This window comes from Sphingosinicella soli (genome assembly GCF_014199685.1).
GTDB classification, from domain to species: domain Bacteria; phylum Pseudomonadota; class Alphaproteobacteria; order Sphingomonadales; family Sphingomonadaceae; genus Sphingosinicella; species Sphingosinicella soli.
Genome location: NZ_JACHNZ010000058.1, coordinates 1 through 18,163, shown reverse-complemented (window position 1 = coordinate 18,163; position 18,163 = coordinate 1). Strand labels below are relative to the sequence as shown.

Annotated in this window: 13 protein-coding genes, 2 tRNA genes and 1 pseudogene; 3 read left to right on the top strand and 13 right to left on the bottom strand. The window is 64.2% G+C overall.

The annotated features are described in order from the left end of the window. Nucleotides 1-304 precede the first annotated feature (304 nt). The 5 genes from GGQ98_RS17155 to GGQ98_RS17135 form a co-directional block, all read right to left on the bottom strand. Nucleotides 305-381: transfer RNA gene (locus tag GGQ98_RS17155), tRNA-Pro, on the bottom strand. A 62-nt stretch (nucleotides 382-443) separates the two neighbouring features. Further along, nucleotides 444-3,251, bottom strand: coding sequence for an XrtA/PEP-CTERM system TPR-repeat protein PrsT (gene prsT, locus GGQ98_RS17150; protein WP_184071726.1), 2,808 nt, complete (start codon nucleotides 3,249-3,251; stop codon nucleotides 444-446). A 77-nt stretch (nucleotides 3,252-3,328) separates the two neighbouring features. Continuing rightward, entirely contained in the window at nucleotides 3,329-4,684 is a 1,356-nt protein-coding gene (gene prsR, locus GGQ98_RS17145) for a PEP-CTERM-box response regulator transcription factor (RefSeq protein ID WP_184071724.1), read from the bottom strand. Further along, nucleotides 4,685-6,763 (bottom strand): XrtA/PEP-CTERM system histidine kinase PrsK, encoded by a 2,079-nt coding sequence (gene prsK / locus GGQ98_RS17140; protein ID WP_184071722.1) that lies wholly within the window; start codon nucleotides 6,761-6,763, stop codon nucleotides 4,685-4,687. 4 nt (nucleotides 6,764-6,767) lie between these two features. Beyond that, nucleotides 6,768-8,156 (bottom strand): TIGR03013 family XrtA/PEP-CTERM system glycosyltransferase, encoded by a 1,389-nt coding sequence (locus GGQ98_RS17135; RefSeq protein WP_184071720.1) that lies wholly within the window; start codon nucleotides 8,154-8,156, stop codon nucleotides 6,768-6,770. A gap of 184 nt (nucleotides 8,157-8,340) precedes the next feature. Here GGQ98_RS17135 and GGQ98_RS17130 point away from each other — a divergent pair, with 184 nt between their 5' ends. The 3 genes from GGQ98_RS17130 (at nucleotide 8,341) to GGQ98_RS17120 (ending at nucleotide 10,953) form a co-directional block, all read left to right on the top strand. Further along, the gene (locus GGQ98_RS17130) at nucleotides 8,341-9,402 is read left to right on the top strand and encodes a mannose-1-phosphate guanylyltransferase/mannose-6-phosphate isomerase (protein ID WP_184071718.1); all 1,062 of its coding nucleotides are present in this window, start codon (nucleotides 8,341-8,343) and stop codon (nucleotides 9,400-9,402) included. 38 nt (nucleotides 9,403-9,440) lie between these two features. After that, nucleotides 9,441-9,532 (top strand) — tRNA-Ser (locus GGQ98_RS17125). A gap of 185 nt (nucleotides 9,533-9,717) precedes the next feature. Next, nucleotides 9,718-10,953: a tyrosine-type recombinase/integrase gene (locus GGQ98_RS17120; RefSeq protein ID WP_184071717.1), complete on the top strand. Its 1,236-nt coding sequence runs from the start codon at nucleotides 9,718-9,720 to the stop codon at nucleotides 10,951-10,953. Between the two features lie 24 nt (nucleotides 10,954-10,977). Here the strand turns inward: GGQ98_RS17120 and GGQ98_RS17115 are convergent, their stop codons facing one another. The 8 genes and pseudogenes from GGQ98_RS17115 to GGQ98_RS17080 form a co-directional block, all read right to left on the bottom strand. Continuing rightward, nucleotides 10,978-11,172 carry a helix-turn-helix transcriptional regulator gene (locus tag GGQ98_RS17115; RefSeq protein WP_184071715.1) on the bottom strand — a complete coding sequence of 65 codons (195 nt, stop codon included), beginning with the start codon at nucleotides 11,170-11,172 and terminating at the stop codon, nucleotides 10,978-10,980. Between the two features lie 28 nt (nucleotides 11,173-11,200). Next, nucleotides 11,201-11,437, bottom strand: coding sequence for a DUF2274 domain-containing protein (locus tag GGQ98_RS17110; RefSeq protein WP_184071713.1), 237 nt, complete (start codon nucleotides 11,435-11,437; stop codon nucleotides 11,201-11,203). Further along, nucleotides 11,434-12,642 carry a TraB/TrbI/VirB10 family type IV secretion system protein gene (locus GGQ98_RS17105; protein WP_184071711.1) on the bottom strand — a complete coding sequence of 403 codons (1,209 nt, stop codon included), beginning with the start codon at nucleotides 12,640-12,642 and terminating at the stop codon, nucleotides 11,434-11,436. The genes GGQ98_RS17110 and GGQ98_RS17105 overlap by 4 nt, the downstream gene beginning before the upstream one ends. Further along, the gene (gene trbG / locus GGQ98_RS17100; RefSeq protein ID WP_424141374.1) at nucleotides 12,639-13,580 is read right to left on the bottom strand and encodes a P-type conjugative transfer protein TrbG; all 942 of its coding nucleotides are present in this window, start codon (nucleotides 13,578-13,580) and stop codon (nucleotides 12,639-12,641) included. Before trbG ends, GGQ98_RS17105 begins: the two co-directional genes overlap by 4 nt. After that, entirely contained in the window at nucleotides 13,577-14,359 is a 783-nt protein-coding gene (gene trbF / locus GGQ98_RS17095) for a conjugal transfer protein TrbF (RefSeq protein ID WP_184071709.1), read from the bottom strand. Before trbF ends, trbG begins: the two co-directional genes overlap by 4 nt. Nucleotides 14,360-14,362: 3 nt before the next feature. Beyond that, nucleotides 14,363-15,652, bottom strand: a complete 1,290-nt coding sequence (gene trbL / locus GGQ98_RS17090) for a P-type conjugative transfer protein TrbL (RefSeq protein WP_184071728.1) — start codon at nucleotides 15,650-15,652, stop codon at nucleotides 14,363-14,365. A gap of 124 nt (nucleotides 15,653-15,776) precedes the next feature. Further along, nucleotides 15,777-16,502, bottom strand: a complete 726-nt coding sequence (trbJ, locus tag GGQ98_RS17085) for a P-type conjugative transfer protein TrbJ (RefSeq protein ID WP_184071707.1) — start codon at nucleotides 16,500-16,502, stop codon at nucleotides 15,777-15,779. Between the two features lie 2 nt (nucleotides 16,503-16,504). Then, nucleotides 16,505-18,070: pseudogene (locus tag GGQ98_RS17080) on the bottom strand (VirB4 family type IV secretion/conjugal transfer ATPase); the annotation flags it as partial. Between the last annotated feature and the right edge of the window lie 93 nt (nucleotides 18,071-18,163).

Genomic DNA, 18,163 nt, shown 5'->3' with positions numbered 1-18,163 from the left:
CGCCCTCCGCTGCGAGAAAACCCTCACCGCATTCATGGGATTCGTCCATCTCGCTTGCGCGATGATCTGGATAAAATGAATGCAGACAGCGCCTAATCCGTGCTGGTGGAAACCAGGGGGTCACGTCAGGTGGTCGACAAAGCCGCCTTCGCGGCGCAGCAGCATTTCGATAAGATCGTCGATGGACACCATGATGGGGCTCTCCTGCTCGTGAGGAGCGGAACGAACCCATGTGGTTCCTATTTGTCAAATCCTATCGCGAAATCGGTGCGCGCCGGACAACTTCGTCTAGTTCGGGAAAAGCTGGTCGGAGCGACAGGATTCGAACCTGCGACCCCCACACCCCCAGTGTGATGCGCTACCAGGCTGCGCTACGCTCCGACCGTGCGCCCGCCATTAAGGGCGTTGGCGGGCAAAGGCAAGCCTTGCCCGCCGGTTTCCGTCTAGCTGCTCTGCAGGCTCGTCAGCAGTTTCTGCGCCGCTGCGCGACTGTCGAACTTCGGCGACTTGAGCGCAGTTTGCAGCGCCTCGACCGCCTTGCCGCGCTGCGCGTTCATCGCGTAGGCGACCGCCAGGTGGAAGCGCACGTCCGGGTCGCCGGGCGATCCCGCCGCCGCCTTCTGCAGCAGGCTGAGCGCCAGCTTGCGGTCCCCCTTGTTGCGGATCAGCAGCCAGCCGTAGGTGTCCTGCACTGCGGGAACATTGGCGCCCACGGCATAGGCCTGCTTCGCCGTCGCCAGCGCGCGCTTGTCGCCCACCAGCGAATAGGCCCACGCCAGGTTGTTGAGCACGGTCACGTTGTTCGCGGCGTTCGGCAGTTTCCGCAGCGCCTCATAGTTCGCGATCGCCGCCTTGTACTGCCGCTGGTTCATCTGCAACTCGGCGATCGCCGCCAGCGCGACGCCGTCACGCGGATTCGCCTTCTGATAGGCCTGCATCATCGTCACCGCCTGCGCAGGTCTGCCTGTCTGCACATAGGCCTGCGACAGCGTGCGCGCCGCCGAGAGGTTGAACTTCGTCTTGCGCGCCGCCTCCAGATACGGAATCGCCGTCGCAGCCTGCTTGTGCGCGAGATAGGCGCGGCCGAGCGCGAGATCGCCGTAGTTCTCCTTGGGCGCCTCCTTGCGCAGCCGGTCCGCCCACTGCTTGGCTGCGGCCCAGTCGCCCTGGCGGGCCTCGAAATACACCAGCTCCGAATAGACCGGCTTGGCATCGACGCGCGGCATCGTGAGAATGCGCTGGTAGGTCGAACGCGCCGCCGCGATCTTGTTGTTGGCCTCCTGCGCACGCGCCAGCAACACGCGCGACTGCGGGCTGTCGGGCTGCGCGGCGACAAGGCGGTTCAGAACCGATTCGACCTGATTGTTCTGTCCGGTCGACTGATACACGCGAGCGGCCCCCATCAGCGCCTGAGGCTGTTCGGGGAAGTCGCGAAGGATCGAGGACACCTCATCGAGCGCGCGCTTGTTCTGGTTGGTATCGACATAGGCGTCGGCAAGCTGAACGCGCGGGCCAAGCTGTTTCGGATCGACACCAGCCGCCTGACGCAGCCACTCGACGCGCGCCGTCGCATCGCCGCGCCGCTCAGCGCTGGCGGCAAGCAGGGTCAGCGCCCGCCCGTCCCGCTTGTTGTATTCAAGAAGCTGCTTCAGTTCGCGTTCGCCTTCGGCGATGCGGTTCGTGGCGATCAGCACCTGCGCAAGGTTGCGCCGCGCCTCGATATAGTCGGATTTTTTCTCCAGCGCCGTCCGGAAACTGGCTTCGGCCTTTTTCGTCTGCCCGAGGCCAAGCTCTGCGCCGCCGCGAATATTGTAACCCACCGGCAGTTCCGGATAGAGGTTGATGATACGGCCGCTGGTTGCAAGCGCCTTGTCGAACTCGCGGTCGCGAATCTGGATCAGCGTCAGCACCATCAGTGCCTGCAGCGACTTGCTGTCATCCTTCAGCACGTCCATCAGCCCTTCTTCGGCTGACTCGGCATTGCCTTGCAGGAGCTGCGTCATGGCGAGCTGTGTTTTCAGCTCGCCCGCTTTCGGCGCTTCGGTCACGGCCTTTTGCAGGTACTGCTGCGCTTCGGCCATCTTGCCGTCGCGCGCGAAGGCAGACCCGTAAAGCGCATAGGCGCGCCCGTCGGCAGCCCCTGAATCGATGATGGGCTTCAGCGTGGCGATCGCCCCGCGCGTGTCGTTGCTTTTCAGCTGCGACGCGGCATACAGCTTGCGCGCGAGCACGCTTTGCGGCGATGCGCCCACGACCTTCCCGAAGAAATCGGTCGCTTGAGCCATGTCGTTCGCCTGATAGGCGAGCATACCCTGCAGCATCAGCGCGGGCACATAGTTCGAGAGCAGACCCTTGGTGCGCGTCATCAACTGGCGCGCCTTCTCATATTGGCCGGCGCGGATTTCGAGGACGGCTTCCAGATACAGCGCGAGGGGGTGATCCGGCACCAGCCCGTTGATCCGCTTGAGATCAGCGCGCGCCTGGTCCTCGCGCTTGAGATCGCCGAGAGTCGCGGCGCGCTCCAGCAGCGCCTCGATGTTGTTGGCGTCAACCTCGATCGCACGGTTGAAATAGGTGAGCGAAGGCTCGAGCCCCTGCGAACGGCGCACGAGATCGCCCTTGAGCATCAATCCCTTTACGTTCGTGGGCTTGGCGGAAAGCACCTGATCGGCAAGCGCAGAGGCTTCCTTCATTTTGCCGTCGGCCGCATAGAAGCGGGCGACATCGATCAGCGTTTCGGGGTCGTTCGGCGCGATACGGCGGGCACGTTCAAATTCTGCGCGCGCTTCGGGAATATTGCGCTGCTGCGTAAGGATCTGGCCGCGGAGGCGGGCCGCATAGGCGGCGAACTGCGGTTCGATCGTCCGCGCGTCGAGCAGGTCCATCGCCTCCCCGTTCTTGCGCTGCATCATCAGCGCGTGCGCACGCAGATGGCGCACCTTCGAAGAAGGAATGCCCGCCTGCATGGCGCGCTCAAGCTCCGTCTGCGCCTGCACGCCCGAGCCGAACTCCAGCGCGACGCGCGCCTGAAGCAGCCGCGCCAGGCCGTTGTTGGGGTTGGCCTTCAGCGCTTTCATCAGCTGGATGCGGGCGCTCCGGTAATCACCGGCCTGAAAGAGACGGAAGCCCTGGACATAGGCATCGTTCGATTCGCTGCGCGCGTCGGCGTGCGCGGGAAAGGCCGCAATGCCGACGGGTGCCGCAAGCGCAAGGGTCGCCGCTGCGAGCTTGAAGAAGGTCTTGGTCAACATGTTTTTATCCTCGATAGGACGGTTCGACTTGCCGTGGCCGCGTGCGACCCTTTTTTATAACCACGACAATATGCCCGTCATGTCTCAATATTATATTGCTTTAGAAGATCATAGAGCGTCGGCCTGCTGACACCGAGCAGCTTGGCCGCGTTCGATACGTTGGATTCGGTACGCGCGAGCGCCATGCGAATGGCGTTTCGATCCGCCCGCTCTCGCGCAGCCCGCAGGTTCAGGAAGTCCTCGTCGTCGACTTCGGCAAGATCGAGATCGGCTGCGGACAGCCGGCTTCCGTCTGCCATGATGACCGCGCGTTTCATGCGATTTTCAAGCTCACGCACGTTCCCCGGCCATTTCCACGCCTCGATTGCCGCGAGCGCGTCCGCGTTGAAGCCCTTTACCGGCCGCTTCATGTCGCGCGCATATTTGCGGAGAAAATGGTGCGAAAGCAGCACCGCATCGCCCTGCCGCTCGGCAAGAGGCGGGATTTTGATGACGACCTCGGCGAGCCGATACCAGAGATCTTCGCGGAAGCCGCCCTCCGCGATCATCGCCTCCAGATTCTGATGTGTCGCGCACACGATGCGGACATTCACCGGAATCGTCTTGCGCCCGCCGATTCGCTCGATCACGCGTTCCTGAAGGAAGCGCAGCAGTTTCACCTGCAGCGGCAAAGGAATGTCGCCGACCTCGTCGAGGAACAACGTCCCGCCCTCGGCAAGCTCGATTTTGCCCTCGGTGGTCTTCACCGCGCCCGTGAACGCGCCCTTCTCGTAACCGAACAGCTCGGCTTCGAGGAGGTTTTCGGGGATCGCCGCGCAGTTGATCGCCACGAACGGCGCGCCCTTGCGACCCGAGCTGTCGTGCAGGCCGCGTGCCAGCAACTCCTTGCCCGTCCCGCTTGCACCAAGCAGCATCACCGACACATCGGTATTCGCCACGCGCTCGATCATGCGGCAGACGCGAACCATGCTGTCCGAACTGGTGATAAGTCCGCCCAGCGTCTCATGGCCGTCTTTCTGGCCGAGCAGTCGGTTCTCGCTTTCGATCGCATGCAGATGGAACGCCCGCTGCACGATGAGGCCGAGCTGATCGATATCCACAGGCTTCTGATAAAAATCATATGCGCCAAGTGCGATCGCCCGCAGCGCGCTCTCCCGCGCCCCGTGCCCGGATGCGACGATGACCTTGGTATCAGGCTTCAGCGCCAGGATTTCCTCGAGCGCGGCGAACCCCTCGGTCGTTCCGTCCGGGTCCGGCGGCAGGCCCAGGTCAAGCGTCACCACCGCCGGCTCATGCGCGCGCAGCAGTTCGATCGCGGCCCGGCGATCACCCGCGCAGATCACTTCATAGTCCTCGTAGGACCATTTGAGCTGACGTTGCAGCCCCTCGTCGTCCTCTACGACCAGCAGCTTGGGTGCCGATTTGTTCACCATTCAGTCTTCCCGCCTCTTCGGTTCCGGCTGCACTGATGCAGCGGGAAGCTCGATCGTAAAGCAGCTTCCGGTCCCGGGTTCGCTCTCGACCCGAAGCTTGCCGCCCATTTCCCGTGTCATCTCCCGCGCCTCGAATGCGCCTATACCGAAGCCCCCGGATTTGGTCGACTTGAAGGGCGCAAAGAGCTGGTCGCGAATGAAGTCGGCGCTCATGCCGCGCCCCTGGTCCCTTACGTGGACACGTACGATATCGCCCGGCTCTACCGCGATGGTCACCGGGCTGCCCGGCTCGCTCGCATCGACCGCGTTTTGGACCAGGTGCGTGAGTACCTGTTCAAAACGGTCGGCGGCGCCGGCCACCACAACATCCTGTCCGCAGTGTTCCACGGCAACGCCCGGCCATGATCGCCGGGCCGTATTGCCGACGACCTCGACCGCGCGGCAGACATCGAACGTGCCGGAGGATGGCCCGGATTGCGTGCTCTGCTGCGACAGACGCGCCAGCAGGTCATTCATCTTCGCAACGGAACTTTGCAGAGTCGCGATCATGTCCGCCCGAAATTCGGGATTTTCGGCGTGCCGCTCGGCGTTGCGCGCAACGAGGCTCAATTGGCTTACCAGGTTCTTCAGGTCGTGCATGATGAACGCGAAGCGCCGGTTGAACTCGTCGAACTTGCGCGATTCGGCGATTTTCGCAAGCGCGGCGGCCTCGGCGACATAGCTCGCCGCCTGCCGGCCCACGGTGCGGAGGATGTCGAAATCCTCCCAGTTGAGCTCGCGCGGGGTAAGCGGCCGTTCAATGAGGATGAAACCGATTGCCTCGTCGATATGGATCAGCGGCACGATCAGCCACGCCTGCGAATCCTCGATCAGCCATTGCGGCAAGCGCATCCCCGCAGCGCCGCCGCGCTGCTCCTCGATATCGAGGATGCGCCCGCTCGATTCGAAATGGGCCTTGAGGCGCGCAGCGCCCTCGATTCGCCCGGGCCGAAGGGTGCGGTAGTTCCAGCGTGCGAGATGCACGAAGCTGTCGTCCTCTCCAGCTATGAACAGCGCCCCGCCCGGCGATTCCACCGGCTCGCATGCCGCTTGCACCACGCGCATGTGAAGCGCGCCGAGGCCGGGCCCGGAACTGGAGACCGTGTTCACGAAGCGCAGCCATTCCTGCCGATAATCGTACTTGTAGGCGAAGAAGTGCTTGTTGATCTGCACACGCAGCCAGGCGCGTGCCCGGCCCGAAAACAGGATGACCGCCGCAAGCACGGCGGCTGCAAAGATGAAACTGATCTGGAGCAGCCGACCCCAGTCCCCGCCAACCAGACGCAGGCCGTAGCCCGCAAGCGACATGAGCACGAGGTAGAGACCGATGGCGCCCAGCGACAACGTATGAAATGCCGCTTGCCGCGACACCTGGAGCTTGAGCCCCCGGTTGCGCGCGGCGGACAGGTAGATGAGCGGCACGACCAACGCGTTTACAAGCCCGCGCACTTCGACAAGGTCCGGGCCCATCGTCCGATCGAGCAGGAACAGCGTGTAGAGATTGAGGTCGTAAGCGAAGACACCGGAGAGCGCGATGCAGAGCAGGCGAATGCTCCAGCGATTGGCCGGCGCGGAGTTCACGTAGACATTATGAGTCAGCACGAGCCCGCCGATGGCGACGGCAAGGCGTCCCATCGTGTAGAAATATTGCAGCCACTGCGGCACGGCGGTGCCCGGCGCCAGATTCCACAGGTCTCCCACCAGCTGCAGCGCCACAACGGCGCCGAGTGCGATGAGCACGCTGCGGGAAGGATTGTGCGTGCTATCCTGCCAGTTGCTGATGACGAGAACCGCCGCAAAGATCGCCCAGGCCGCAGAGCGCATCGTTTCCGCGAGGGACACCAGAACGGCGAGTTCCGGCAGGAAGGCGGGGACAAGGACGACGAGCACCGCCCATACGGCCGTCGCCAGCGATGCGGCGACCAGCCACCCGTCCGCTGCCGATTGAGGCCGGCGATAGATCAGCAGCCCCGCCAGCAGAAGATAGCCGATCGCAGCCACGCTGTGGCTGAAGCTGCTGACATCGCTTTCTATGGGCACGACGTTAACGCACCCCGTCTTGCCAGACGACGACGCGGACAGTCTGAATGAGGATCAGCAGGTCGAGGAACAGGCTGTAATTCTTGATGTAATAGAGATCGTATTCAAGTTTGTGGCGCGCATCCATCACGTTCGCGCCATAGGGATAGTTGAGCTGTGCCCATCCGGTGATGCCGGGCTTAACGATGTGCCGTTCCCGGTAGTAGGGGATTTCAGCCGCCAGCTCTTCCACGAACACCGGCCGCTCCGGGCGGGGCCCCACGAAGCTCATATCGCCGGTAAGCACATTGTATATCTGCGGAATTTCATCGATCCGCGTTGCGCGGAGGATACGACCCACCCGGGTTACGCGCGGATCGGCGGACTGCGCCCACTGCGCCTTCCCGTCCTTTTCGGCATTGGCCACCATCGATCGAAATTTCACGACGTTGAAGGTCTTGCCGAACTGCCCCACCCGCTCCTGCTTATAGAAAACGTCCCCCGGGCTGGTAAGCCTTACGGCAAGCGCGGCCACAACGAGGATCGGCGATGCGAGTATGAGCAGGATGAGGCTCGCAGTGACGTCGAACAGCCGCTTCAGCATGATCGCGAGCGGCTCAGCGCCCAGAAAGCCGTCGGAATAGATCAGCCACGACGGGGAGATCGAGCGCAGGTCCACCCGGCCGGTCTGACGCTCCAGGAAGCTGCTGATTTCCGAGACCGGAAAGCCGGCCAGCTTCACCTCGAGCAGCTTCTCGCTCGGCGCCGCACCCCGGCGTTCGTCGAGCGCCAGAACGACCTCATCGATGCGCAGCTCTTCGCATAGATCGACAAGCGACGGCACCGAATCGATGGCGACGGCATTGTCGATCGCATTGTCCAGATCGGTAAGTCTTATCACGGCGGCGGCGGTGAAGTTCGAATCCTGGGCCTGCGCGGCCCGTGCAAGCCTTGCCCCGCGCTGCCCCGCACCGATGATGAGCACGCGGAAACGAAAGCTTTTCCACTTCACGAGCCTCGACATGAGAATGCGCCAGGCGAAGATCACGACGAACGTCAGCGCGATGGCGTAGAGGACAACCGAGCGCCAAAGGTCCACATCCGGGAAGAAGAACAGAATCACCGAGATGGCCGTGATGCTGACCAGCATGGCCACGGCAAGCCGGCTCATCGCCATGCGAAGTGACCGGAAACAGTCCATCTGGTACGCCCCGATGCCGAGCATCACGAGGTAAACCGTCAACGCATAAAGCGCGAACTGCGGCGCGCTCTGCACCATGCTGCCCGGGTCCATGTCGATCTGCTCGGCACGGAAAAGCCATGCGGCCTGTGCCGAAAAATAGATCAGCACGATCTCGACCAGACCGAGGATAAGCAACGGACGCGGCAGATAGTGGTTGAAAAGTCGTATCAAACGCGGCCACCCCTGCTCATGGACTTCGACTACCCCCTGCTTTGCCGACAGTTTACAATAGCTTGTCAGGACCGCGCCAGCGACGGATTTATGGCATCAATGCGGCGGACCGTGTTGGCGACGCTTGTAGGCCACCGCAACCCGGACCTATAGACTGCGCACCTAAAGCAAGGCGGTGAACAAAGTGCAAACCACGCCCGTTATCCTTTCCGGCGGCGCCGGAACCCGCCTTTGGCCGCTGTCCCGTAGCGCATCCCCGAAGCAGCTGCTGCGCCTGCTCGGGGCCGAGACGCTTATCCAGTCAACCGCGCGACGTGCGGGGCCGGAAAGCGGCTTTGCAGCCCCGCTCATCGTCGCCGGCGAAGCGCATCTTGCCCAGATCGAGGCGCAGCTTGCAGAAATCGGCGTTTCGCCCCGTGCGATCGTTCTGGAGCCCGCCGGCCGGAACACCGCGCCGGCCGTCGCACTCGCGGCGCTCATGCTTGCCGAGGACGAGTTGATGCTCGTCATGCCGTCCGACCACATCATCAATGATGTCGAGGCCTTCCGGGCTGCGATTGCGCGGGCGCAGCCGCTCGCAGCGGACGGTTGGCTGGTCACGTTCGGCATCACCCCCGATCGACCGGAAACAGGCTACGGCTATATCGAAACCGCCGAGCGTGTTGCCGAGGGCGTTCAGCGTGTCGCCCGTTTCGTCGAAAAACCGCCGATCGAAACCGCCAGGGCCTATCTGGAAACGGGCCGTTTCTACTGGAATGCGGGCATTTTCCTGCTTCGCGCCGGCAGTTTCCTTGCCGAACTGCGCCGCCACGCGCCGGGCATCGAAGCCGCCGCGCGCCAATCCGTGGCGAACGCGGCAGCTGACGGCACGACCCTTAGGCCGGACCGCGCACATTTCCTCGCGTCCCCGTCGGACAGCATCGACTATGCCGTGATGGAAAAGGCTGATCGGGTCGCCGTCGTCCCGGTCGAGATGGGCTGGTCCGACGTCGGAGCGTTCGACACGCTGCTGAAATGGCTGCCCCACGACGAAAACGGCAATGCCACCGGCGGCGACGTGATCGCGCTCGATACCACAAACTGCCTCATCCGCAGCGAAGGCCCGCTGGTGGCCGCCATCGGCGTCTCGAACCTCACCATCATCGCCACCGGCGACGCCATCCTTGTGGTGTCCAACGACCGTTCGCAAGATGTGAAGCGCATTGTCGACGCACTCAAAATCGATGGTCGTCACAACATGAGTTGAACCCGGTCAACGCCTTCGCTATAGCCGCGCCTTCGGCTGGAGACGTGGGTGAGCGGCTGAAACCAGCGGTTTGCTAAACCGCCGTACGGGGTAACCCGTACCGAGGGTTCGAATCCCTCCGTCTCCGCCAGTCCATGCAGACGAATCACTTTAAATTCGACTGCCAAGTGACTGACCTTTCGCACATCCTCCTCTGGCATTCGCGTCGTCGGGAGTTAGACCCGGGTAGACCGGGTTTGTCCCGGCTAGACGCCCCTTGCCATGCAGTTTGTGCCCCGGTTGTGTCCCGGTTGGCAGTCGCCAGGGGATACATGCATGACGAACATCCGATCGTTTACGCCTGCCGCGATCGATATGCTGCGGTCTGGCCGCCTTTGTGACCCGGCCACACCTGGCCTTTTCATTGAAGTCCGGCCGCGTGCCGGCAAGGTCTGGCGCTACCGCCGCCGGATCAGGGGAACGGCAACCGTCCTCAAATTAACATTCGGGGCGTTTCCCCGGAAAACCATCGCAAATGCCCGTGAGTGGGCGCGTGCGCTGAATGCTCACGTTGAGGAGGGCATCGACCCGCGCGCTCCCGTGCCGGTAGACCCCGATCCGGAGGTGATGACCGTCGCCCGGGCACACAGCCTCTATATGGTCGCTGTCGAGGAGGGGCGCGGATCACGGGCGAAGCGCAGAAACAAGCCCCGCACCGTCATGGACAAGCTCAGAATTTTCCGCTCGGACATAGCGCCTGCCCTTGCCGATCGTCCCATCCACGATGTCGCCGAGCGCGATCTCATTGAACTGGTCCTTCAGAAAGGGAAAAGCGCGAGGGTGCGCGCCAATCGGCTGGCCACGGAACTCAATATCTTTTTCGGCTGGGCCGCGAGCCTGCGCGGCCTTGAAGTCGGGCTTGCCATCAACCCCGCATACCGGCTCGCCGATCTCCGTTTTCCCGAGCAGCCCCGTCAACGCCGGCTCGATCTTGCCGAGCTCGGCTGGTTTCTGCAGGCGGTTTCCGAGGAGGAGCGAGATATGAGACGCGGAATGCTCCTCTGGCTGCTGACCGCGGCGCGGTTTTCAGAGGTCGTATGCGCGCGCTCCGAAGAGGTCGTCGCCGGCGTATGGACAATCCCTGCCGCGCGGACGAAAAACCGCAGGCCGCATGTCATTGCGCTTGGTCCGTGGGGCCGGAGACTCATTGCGAGCAATACCGAATGGGTCTTCCCTGCCCCCCGCGCTGACGGCCCGCGCCTCTGGGGCTGGTACCAGGCGCGGGACCGCGTTCGTGGGCGCATGACAGTTCTTGCAGGTCGGACCATTGCGCCATTCACGCCGCACGACTTCAGGCGGACAGCGCGTAGCAATACGAAGCGGCTCAAGGTGGAATACGAAACCGCCGAAGCCATGATGAACCATGTAAAGTCAGGGCTCGAACGAATCTACGACTGCTACGATCTCGATGAAGAAAAGGCAGCCTGGTTCCTGACCTGGGAAAACGAGATCATCCAACTGGCGCGGGTCGCCGGGGTTGCGGATCGCCTCGACATTCCCGGTCCGGACTAACAGCCAACGCGCATTGGTCGTCCATCACCAAAGCGCGCGCGAATCGATCCAGGCCTCGACCTCGGAGAGCTTGAAGCGGGGGCATTGACGATATTTGCTGTGTCCGCTCCCGAATTCATACTCTTTCGGGAAGTTTTCGGCGCGGCGCGAGCGGAGACGGTCGATCTGGCGCCGTGACAGGCGCGCCATACGGGCGAATTCCTCGACGGTAATCAGCATGGGGGGCACACGCGCCTTCTCTACCGGCCTACCGGGTAACATCGCGGCCACTTTGGCTGCTTCGGCGTTTGGCCTGGGCTGTGAAGGGCCGGTCGCCGTCCATAAATGCGGTCAGCATCGCGGAAATGAGCTCACCGACCGGCTCCTCGGTGCCATAGGCCTGCGTATAGGCATGGGCGTAATCCTGAAGGCGCTCGTAAAGCCCTGGCATCATAACGATCGTCAGTTTGACCGGCTTGCGTTCCGGTAGTTTGGCAAGCTTCATGGTTCGTCCCCTTTCTTCCAGGGTCGCAGCACAAGATCCTCGTGCACGAGGACGCGAAGTGGCCAGCCGGGTCGCACTGTCAGCGTTGGCTGGATACCGAGCGCTTTCGCTACAACCTGATCGCCGGCGCGCGCCGTGCCTTGCTGCGCGGACTCGCGCAGCGCCTCGACAAGATCGCTTTCGCCCTCAATGCTGAGCTCGGCGCCAACCCCGAGCAGGCTGGAGAGCAGAACGCCTTTGAGGAGCGTGCCCCCGTGCCGGTCGATGCTGTCGCTGAGGCCTGCGTAACCCGCGGTATCTGCCGCAGGCATGTTCCCGAGCGCGACTGAAGCACCGCCCGGCATGATCAGTCTTTCCCAGACGACGCGCGCGCGGCTCTGCCCGAAAGCGACCGCATTGTCGTAGCGTCCGACAAGCCGCGCGCCCTGCGGAATGAGCAGAACGCGTCCAGTCGCTGTATCGTAGACACCTTCGGTCACCTGCGCTGTGACGAGACCGGGAAGGTCGGAGTTCAAACCGGTGAGAAGACTTGCGGCAATGACGCTGCCGGCGCTCAGCGTGTAGGGCGATCCGGGCGGCACAAGAGCTTGCGAAAGCGCGCGCCCGTTCGTCTTCGCCCGCGCTTCGGCATGATCCTCGATACCGGGGCTACCCGGATCCCCCGACTCAGCTGGCGCCCGGTCGGATTTACCCCCTCCCCCAGCCGCTATTCCGGTGCCCGAGCTTCCGGGCCGTTCAAGCCGTACCATGACACCCGAAGCCCGTGCTGCCTGTAGCTCCGCCGCGCGTCGCTCTGCCTCGGCGGCCGCAGCGTCGGACGCCGGGGCTAACGGGGATTCGGATTCCAGTCCCGCCGACCGGCGATGCGCCAGAATGGGCCTGCCGAGGTCACCGGGAAGCGGCGGCCCGAGCACGGGTATCTCTGCATAATCCTTCGGCGCGCCGGCGAGAACATCGGCGACGCGCTCGTGCCGCGGGCGCAAAGGAAGCTCGACCGGGTCGCTGCGCGCGGGCTGTGCAGGCTCGAGTCCGAACCAGAGCGCCGCCAGGACAAGTGAGGCCCCAACGCCTACAATGCCGATGATGGCGCCGCGCCTGAACCGGACGACACGTGGCGGCCGCCCGCGCAGTACGAGCGTTTCGGGGTCGAGCTTGGGCGGCTGCGGCGCGACCTCGCTTACCGCTTCTGCCGTGTCCGGCGTCATGACGGCCTCCGCCGCTTTCCGGTCTGGCCGCCGCGGACGATCCGCACGATGGTCTGGCGCTTTTCGCCAAGCCGAAGTTCAGCGACGTCGAACAGGCGGTCGACAATATAATAACGCCCTGCCATGCGGTAGTTGACGAGCATGGCGCTTCCTTTCGCATCGAGCACGAAGAGTGGCGGCGCCTCGCTCACCGCAATGGCCGGCGCGAACGCAATGAAGGTCTGGCGACCATCGTCGAAGACCTGCTGCGGGCGCCAGACGGGGCTGTCGCCGCTGATCGTGTAGCCGAACGAGAGATCCTCGAGCGCGAGACCGGTGGCAGCGGGCGCCCGCGCCGCAGCGGCAGCTTCGGTACGGCGGAGTGCCAGCAGCGCATCCTCGGGATAGGTCCATGAAAGCGCGGTCATCGCGCTCGCCGCCGTGCTGGAGAGCAGAAGATGATAGGCACGCCGGTCGGTCGTGATGACGACATTGGTGGAGAGACCCGCCGCAATCGGCTTGACGAGGATGTGCGTGCGCCTCGTCTCCCCCGCGCCGCTCGCCGTATCTCCGACCGTCCAGCGCACCGTATCCCCGGCGGCGACAGCGATCAGGACCTCACCGGGCTCGAGCATGATGTCGGTCACACGTTCGGGCGCTGCGAAAACCCGGTAAAGCGCGCCGGCGCTGTAGGGGTAGACCTGAACGCTATTCAGATAGTTGTGGCTGCCCGGTTCCCGTAGAGCCGCGCGGTTTGCGGCATCCACGTTGTCTGCGGGACGTATTGCGGAGGCTCCCGATCGCGCCGCCGTCGGGACATGCATCGCATACACGCTGGAGCCGGCGATGCCGGGCGGTACGCGAAGTGATGATGCGTCGGCACGTGCTATCGGCGCTGCTGTACCAGTGCCGACTGCAATGCCCACCAGCAAAAGGGATTTGGCGTATACCCGGTTCATGGTTCTGACCTCGTTTCTGTGGACATGAGAGGATCGCCCATCGCTTCCGCAGGCGTCTCCGCGGCGACAGCTTGTGCAGGTTGCCCCGCGCTTTCAGGCTCCACCTCGCGGTTCCAGTCGATGGCGGTGACGTAGAGACCCAGCGGGTTTTTGCGCAGGACATCTACGGAGCGTGGGGGCCGGACGTCGAAGGTCAGGATCGCGGTCCATCGCTCGGTTCGCGCGTGGCTGCCATGCTGATAACGGCGCTCCGTCCATTGCAGCTGAAACGACCGCGCCGAGGCGCGCAGCGCGCTCGTCACCTGCACCGAGATGCTGCGGTTTCCGATCTCCGCGAACGGATCGTTTTCGCGTGCGTACTCATCGAGAAAGCGCGCGCCGCGGTCGTCCGCAAAATCGTAGGCGGCGAGCCACGCCTCGCGCATAAGCACCGGATCAAGCGCCACGCTGCGAACGTTCTTGATGAACCGCGCAAGATGCCACGCGATCTGCGGGTCGCCCGGAGTATAATCCTGCGACGCCGGCACGACCGCGAGCGCCTGACCGAGCCGGTCGACTTCAACCACGTAGGGCACGACGCGAGACTCCTGCGATTGCCAGATGAGCGCAGCGGCGAGCCCCGCTGCGAGCGCGAGGTTGCCGAGCGCCATCAAGCGCCAGTTTCGCGCCTGCATGCGCGCAGACCCGATACGCTCGTCCCAGAGCTGACCGGCTCGTTGGTATGGCGTTTCCGGTTCAGGCGTCTGCCCGTAACGCTGCATGCTTCGTTTGAAGATCATCGTTCAGTCCCTTTCGCTGATATCGGGGGCGGCGCCCGCGCCGCCGCGGTCACCGTCGCGGAGCGCATGGACCACGGCGTGGCGGCGTTGGCGCTGGATCTGCCGGGCGTGGAGTGCCTGCGCCCAGGCAGGAGCGGCTTCGCCGGAGACGGCTCCACCTCCTGTGGGCGCCATTCCGGCCCGCCAAGCAGCCTTGCGCCCGCGCTCGGCGGCGGCACCGATTCCGAGCGCCTCACCGGCACGCCGGACGGCACCGGCCTTTGCCGCCCAGGCAACTCCGCCCAGGCCGCTTCGCACAGAGCTCGTGCCCGAGGTTTCCTGGCCGAGCTGGTAAGCGGTCGAGGCAGCGGCGCCCATCGTCGTCGCTGCCCTGACCGCGCCGAGCGCACCGCCTGCAGCGCCGCGCGCCGCTGCAAGTCCGGCTGCGCCGCCCATTGCAAGTCCTCCCGCGGCGAGCGCTGCCGTGCCGAATGCGCTACCGGCGCCGAGCTGAGGTGCGCCCGCGAGAAGCCCCGAGGCAATGCCGGGGCCGAAGACGCCAAGGCCGAACAGCGCCAGGCTGGCGAGCACGAGGCTCATCGCTGCGCCGATATCAGGCTCCGCGCCGGCAAGCGCACCGACGAAGTCGCCGAAAAAGCCTGAGCCAATGCCGACGATGACAGCGAGCACCATCACCTTGACGCCCGAGGCCACGACATTGCCGAGCACGCGCTCGGCGAGGAAGCCGGTGCGGTTCCAGAGCGCAAACGGCACGAGCACGAAGCCCGCGAGCGCGGTCAGCTTGAACTCGAGGATCGTGATGAAGAGCTGCACGGCGAGAACGAAGAACGCAGCGATGACGATCACCCACGCGATCAGCAGTACGGCGATGACGAGCACATTGTCGAAGAAGCTTGCAAAACCCAGCATTTTGCTCGCCTGGTCGAGAAGCGGCCAGGCCGCCTCGAACCCTGTACCGGCAAGATGTCCGGGCTTCAGGAGGTCGTCTGCGCTGATTGTGCCGCCGCCAGCGACAAGCCCAAGCCCTGCAAACGAGTGGAAGACGATATCGGCGAGCACGGGAAAGTTGTTCAGGATGAGCGCGAAGGCCCCGACGTAGAGGATTTTCTTCACGAGCTTCGCGATGACATCGTCCTCGCCCCCGAGCCCCCAGAACAGCCCGGCGAGCGTGATGTCGATGCCGATCAGGATCGTGGTGAGGAACGCGACGTCGCCGCCAAGCAGGCCGAATCCGCTGTCGATGTAGATGATGAAGACATCCAGGAACTGGTCGATGACGCCGAGGTCGTCCATGTGGTCGCTCACGCTTCCTCAATGCTGGGCCGCGGATGCCCCCGGGCCGGAAGGCAGCAGGCCATACGGGGGTATCCGCGGCGAGACGGCGCAGCCGGGAGGGGGCGAGCTGCGCCGTCTCAACTCATTCGTAGGCCTTGCCCGATCCCAGAAACGCGCGCGTCGCGGCGCGCGCGTCGCTTTCCGCCTGCGCGCGCCGCGCGAGCTCGGCACTTTCGCTCCGAAACTGCGCGGCGAGCATCTGCTGCGTTTGCAGTTGCTGTTTCGCGGCGAGCGCGAGCAGCTGGTTCGTTGATTGCTGCGCCTGCAGGTTTCCCTCGGCGTCCTGGCTTCGCGCGATGATTGCGGCGAGCGTTCCGGCATCCGCCTCGACATCGGCTGCGATGCGGTTCTGCACGTCCATCGTATGACGAAACGCGGCCATGCTCGCGTCAAGGCGATCGCGCGCAGCGAGCACATGCGCGGCACTACCTGCTGCAGCATCGAAGGCATCCGGGAACAGCTTCTGAAACCGCGCGTCGAAGTCGGCGATATCAAACCCGATACCGTGCGCGTGCTTCATCAGCACATCGATCTCGGCAAGACGGCTGGCGAGCGCATCGACTTCGGGAAAGGCCGTGCGCGACAAATTTTTCGCCATGTTCGTCAGCATCAGCGCCTCGTTCTGCAGCGACTGAATCTGGTTGTTGATCTGGGCGAGCGTCCGCGCGGCAACGAGGAGGTTCTGCGCGTAGTTGGCGCTGTCGAACACCGGGATCGCGTGCGCCGGCGCGGGGAGCGTCAACGTCGATGCTCCGAGGGCGCTCGAGAGGGCAACTCGCACCAGGAATGTGCGATAACGGGTTTTCATGGTCAGTCTCCCTGCTTGTCGGGGGTGGAAACAGCGTCTGGAAAATCGCCGAGCAGCGCTGCGGCCCAGTCGAGACCGGCGCTTTCGAGAAGTCGTTCTGCAAAGCCATCCGGGCCATGCGCGGCGAGTATCGTATCGATCCGCGCCTGCCCCGCCGCGTCGGACGTGCCGCAAAAGGCACGCGCGACGGGACCGAGCCCGAGCTCGAACAGACGGTTGCCGCGCGCCGACTGCAGATAATATTGCCGCTTCGGTTCCGCGCGCGCGATGATTTCGAGCTGCCGGCTGCTGAGCCCGAAGCGCGCATAGGCCTCGCGGCTCTGCGGCTCCAGCGCGCGATCATTCGGCAGGAAAATACGCTGCGGGCAGCTTTCAATGATTGCAGGCGCAATGGCGCTGCCAGCGATATCGGCAAGGCTCTGCGTCGCGAACACGACCGCGACGTTCTTCTTGCGCAGTGTCTTCAGCCATTCGCGAAGCCGCGCCGCGAACAGCGGATGGTCGAGAAACACCCAGGCCTCGTCGAGGATGAGGAGGGTCGGGCGGCCATCGAACCGGGATTCGAGGCGATGAAACAGATACGCGAGCACCGGCGCTGCGGCACCCGGCGTCCCCAGGAGCGTCTCGGTTTCGAAGCATTGAAGGTCGGCGATGGCGAGCGCGTCGTCAGCTGCATCGAGAAGCGCGCCGTAAGGCCCTTCGAGCGTGAACGGCGCGAGCGCCGCGCGAACATCCTCCGATTGCAGAAGGAGGCCAAGCCCGGTCAGCGTCCGCTCGGCAGGCGGCGCGCCAGCAAGGCTGGCGAGCGCCGACCAGACCGTCTCCCGGATCTCCGGGGTCAGGATCAGCTTTTCGTGCGCAAGAAGACCGCAGATCCAGTCGTCCGCCCAGGCACGCTCGGCGGGCACGTCGATATGCCTCAGGGGCTGAAAGGCGAGCACGGCCTCGTTCGCCACAAGGCCAAGATCCGCGTATCCACCGCTGCACGCGAGTGTTGCCGCTCGGGCTGAACGCCCCTTGTCGAACAGGAAGACCTGCCCGCCGTCGTACCGGCGGAACTGCATCGCGAGCAGCGAGAGGAGCACCGATTTCCCCGCGCCCGTCGGGCCGACGACCATCATGTGCCCGACATCGCCGACGTGCGTCGACAGGCGGAACGGGGTCGATCCGCGCGTTTCGGCGTGGAATACCGGCGGGCCGCCAAGGTGGGTATTCTGCTCAGGGCCGGCCCAGATCGCGGCGAGCGGCATCAGATGCGCAAGGTTGAGCGTATGGATGAGCGGCTGGCGGACGTTCGCGTAAACGTGACCCGGAAGCGAGGAGAGCCAGGCCTCGACGGCATTCACCTCCTCGCGAATGGCCGCGAAACCGAGACCGTTCACGATGCGCAGGACCGCGCGGACCTTTTCGTCGGCGCGCGTGCGGTCCGGATCTGCGACCGTGATTGTCGTCGTCAGATAGCCGAATGCCACGCTGTCTTCGCCGAGCGCCTGAAGCGCAAGGTCGGCATCCTCGACCTTGTTGCCCGCGTCGCTGTCGAGGAGTTGCGCGGGCTGGTTGTACATGATTGTGGACCGGCGTGCAAAAGGGACCCCGTTAGCGGGGTGATCGGCGTCCAATAGGGACCCCTCATTTCGATGGTTTAGGCAGCGGCCTGGTTT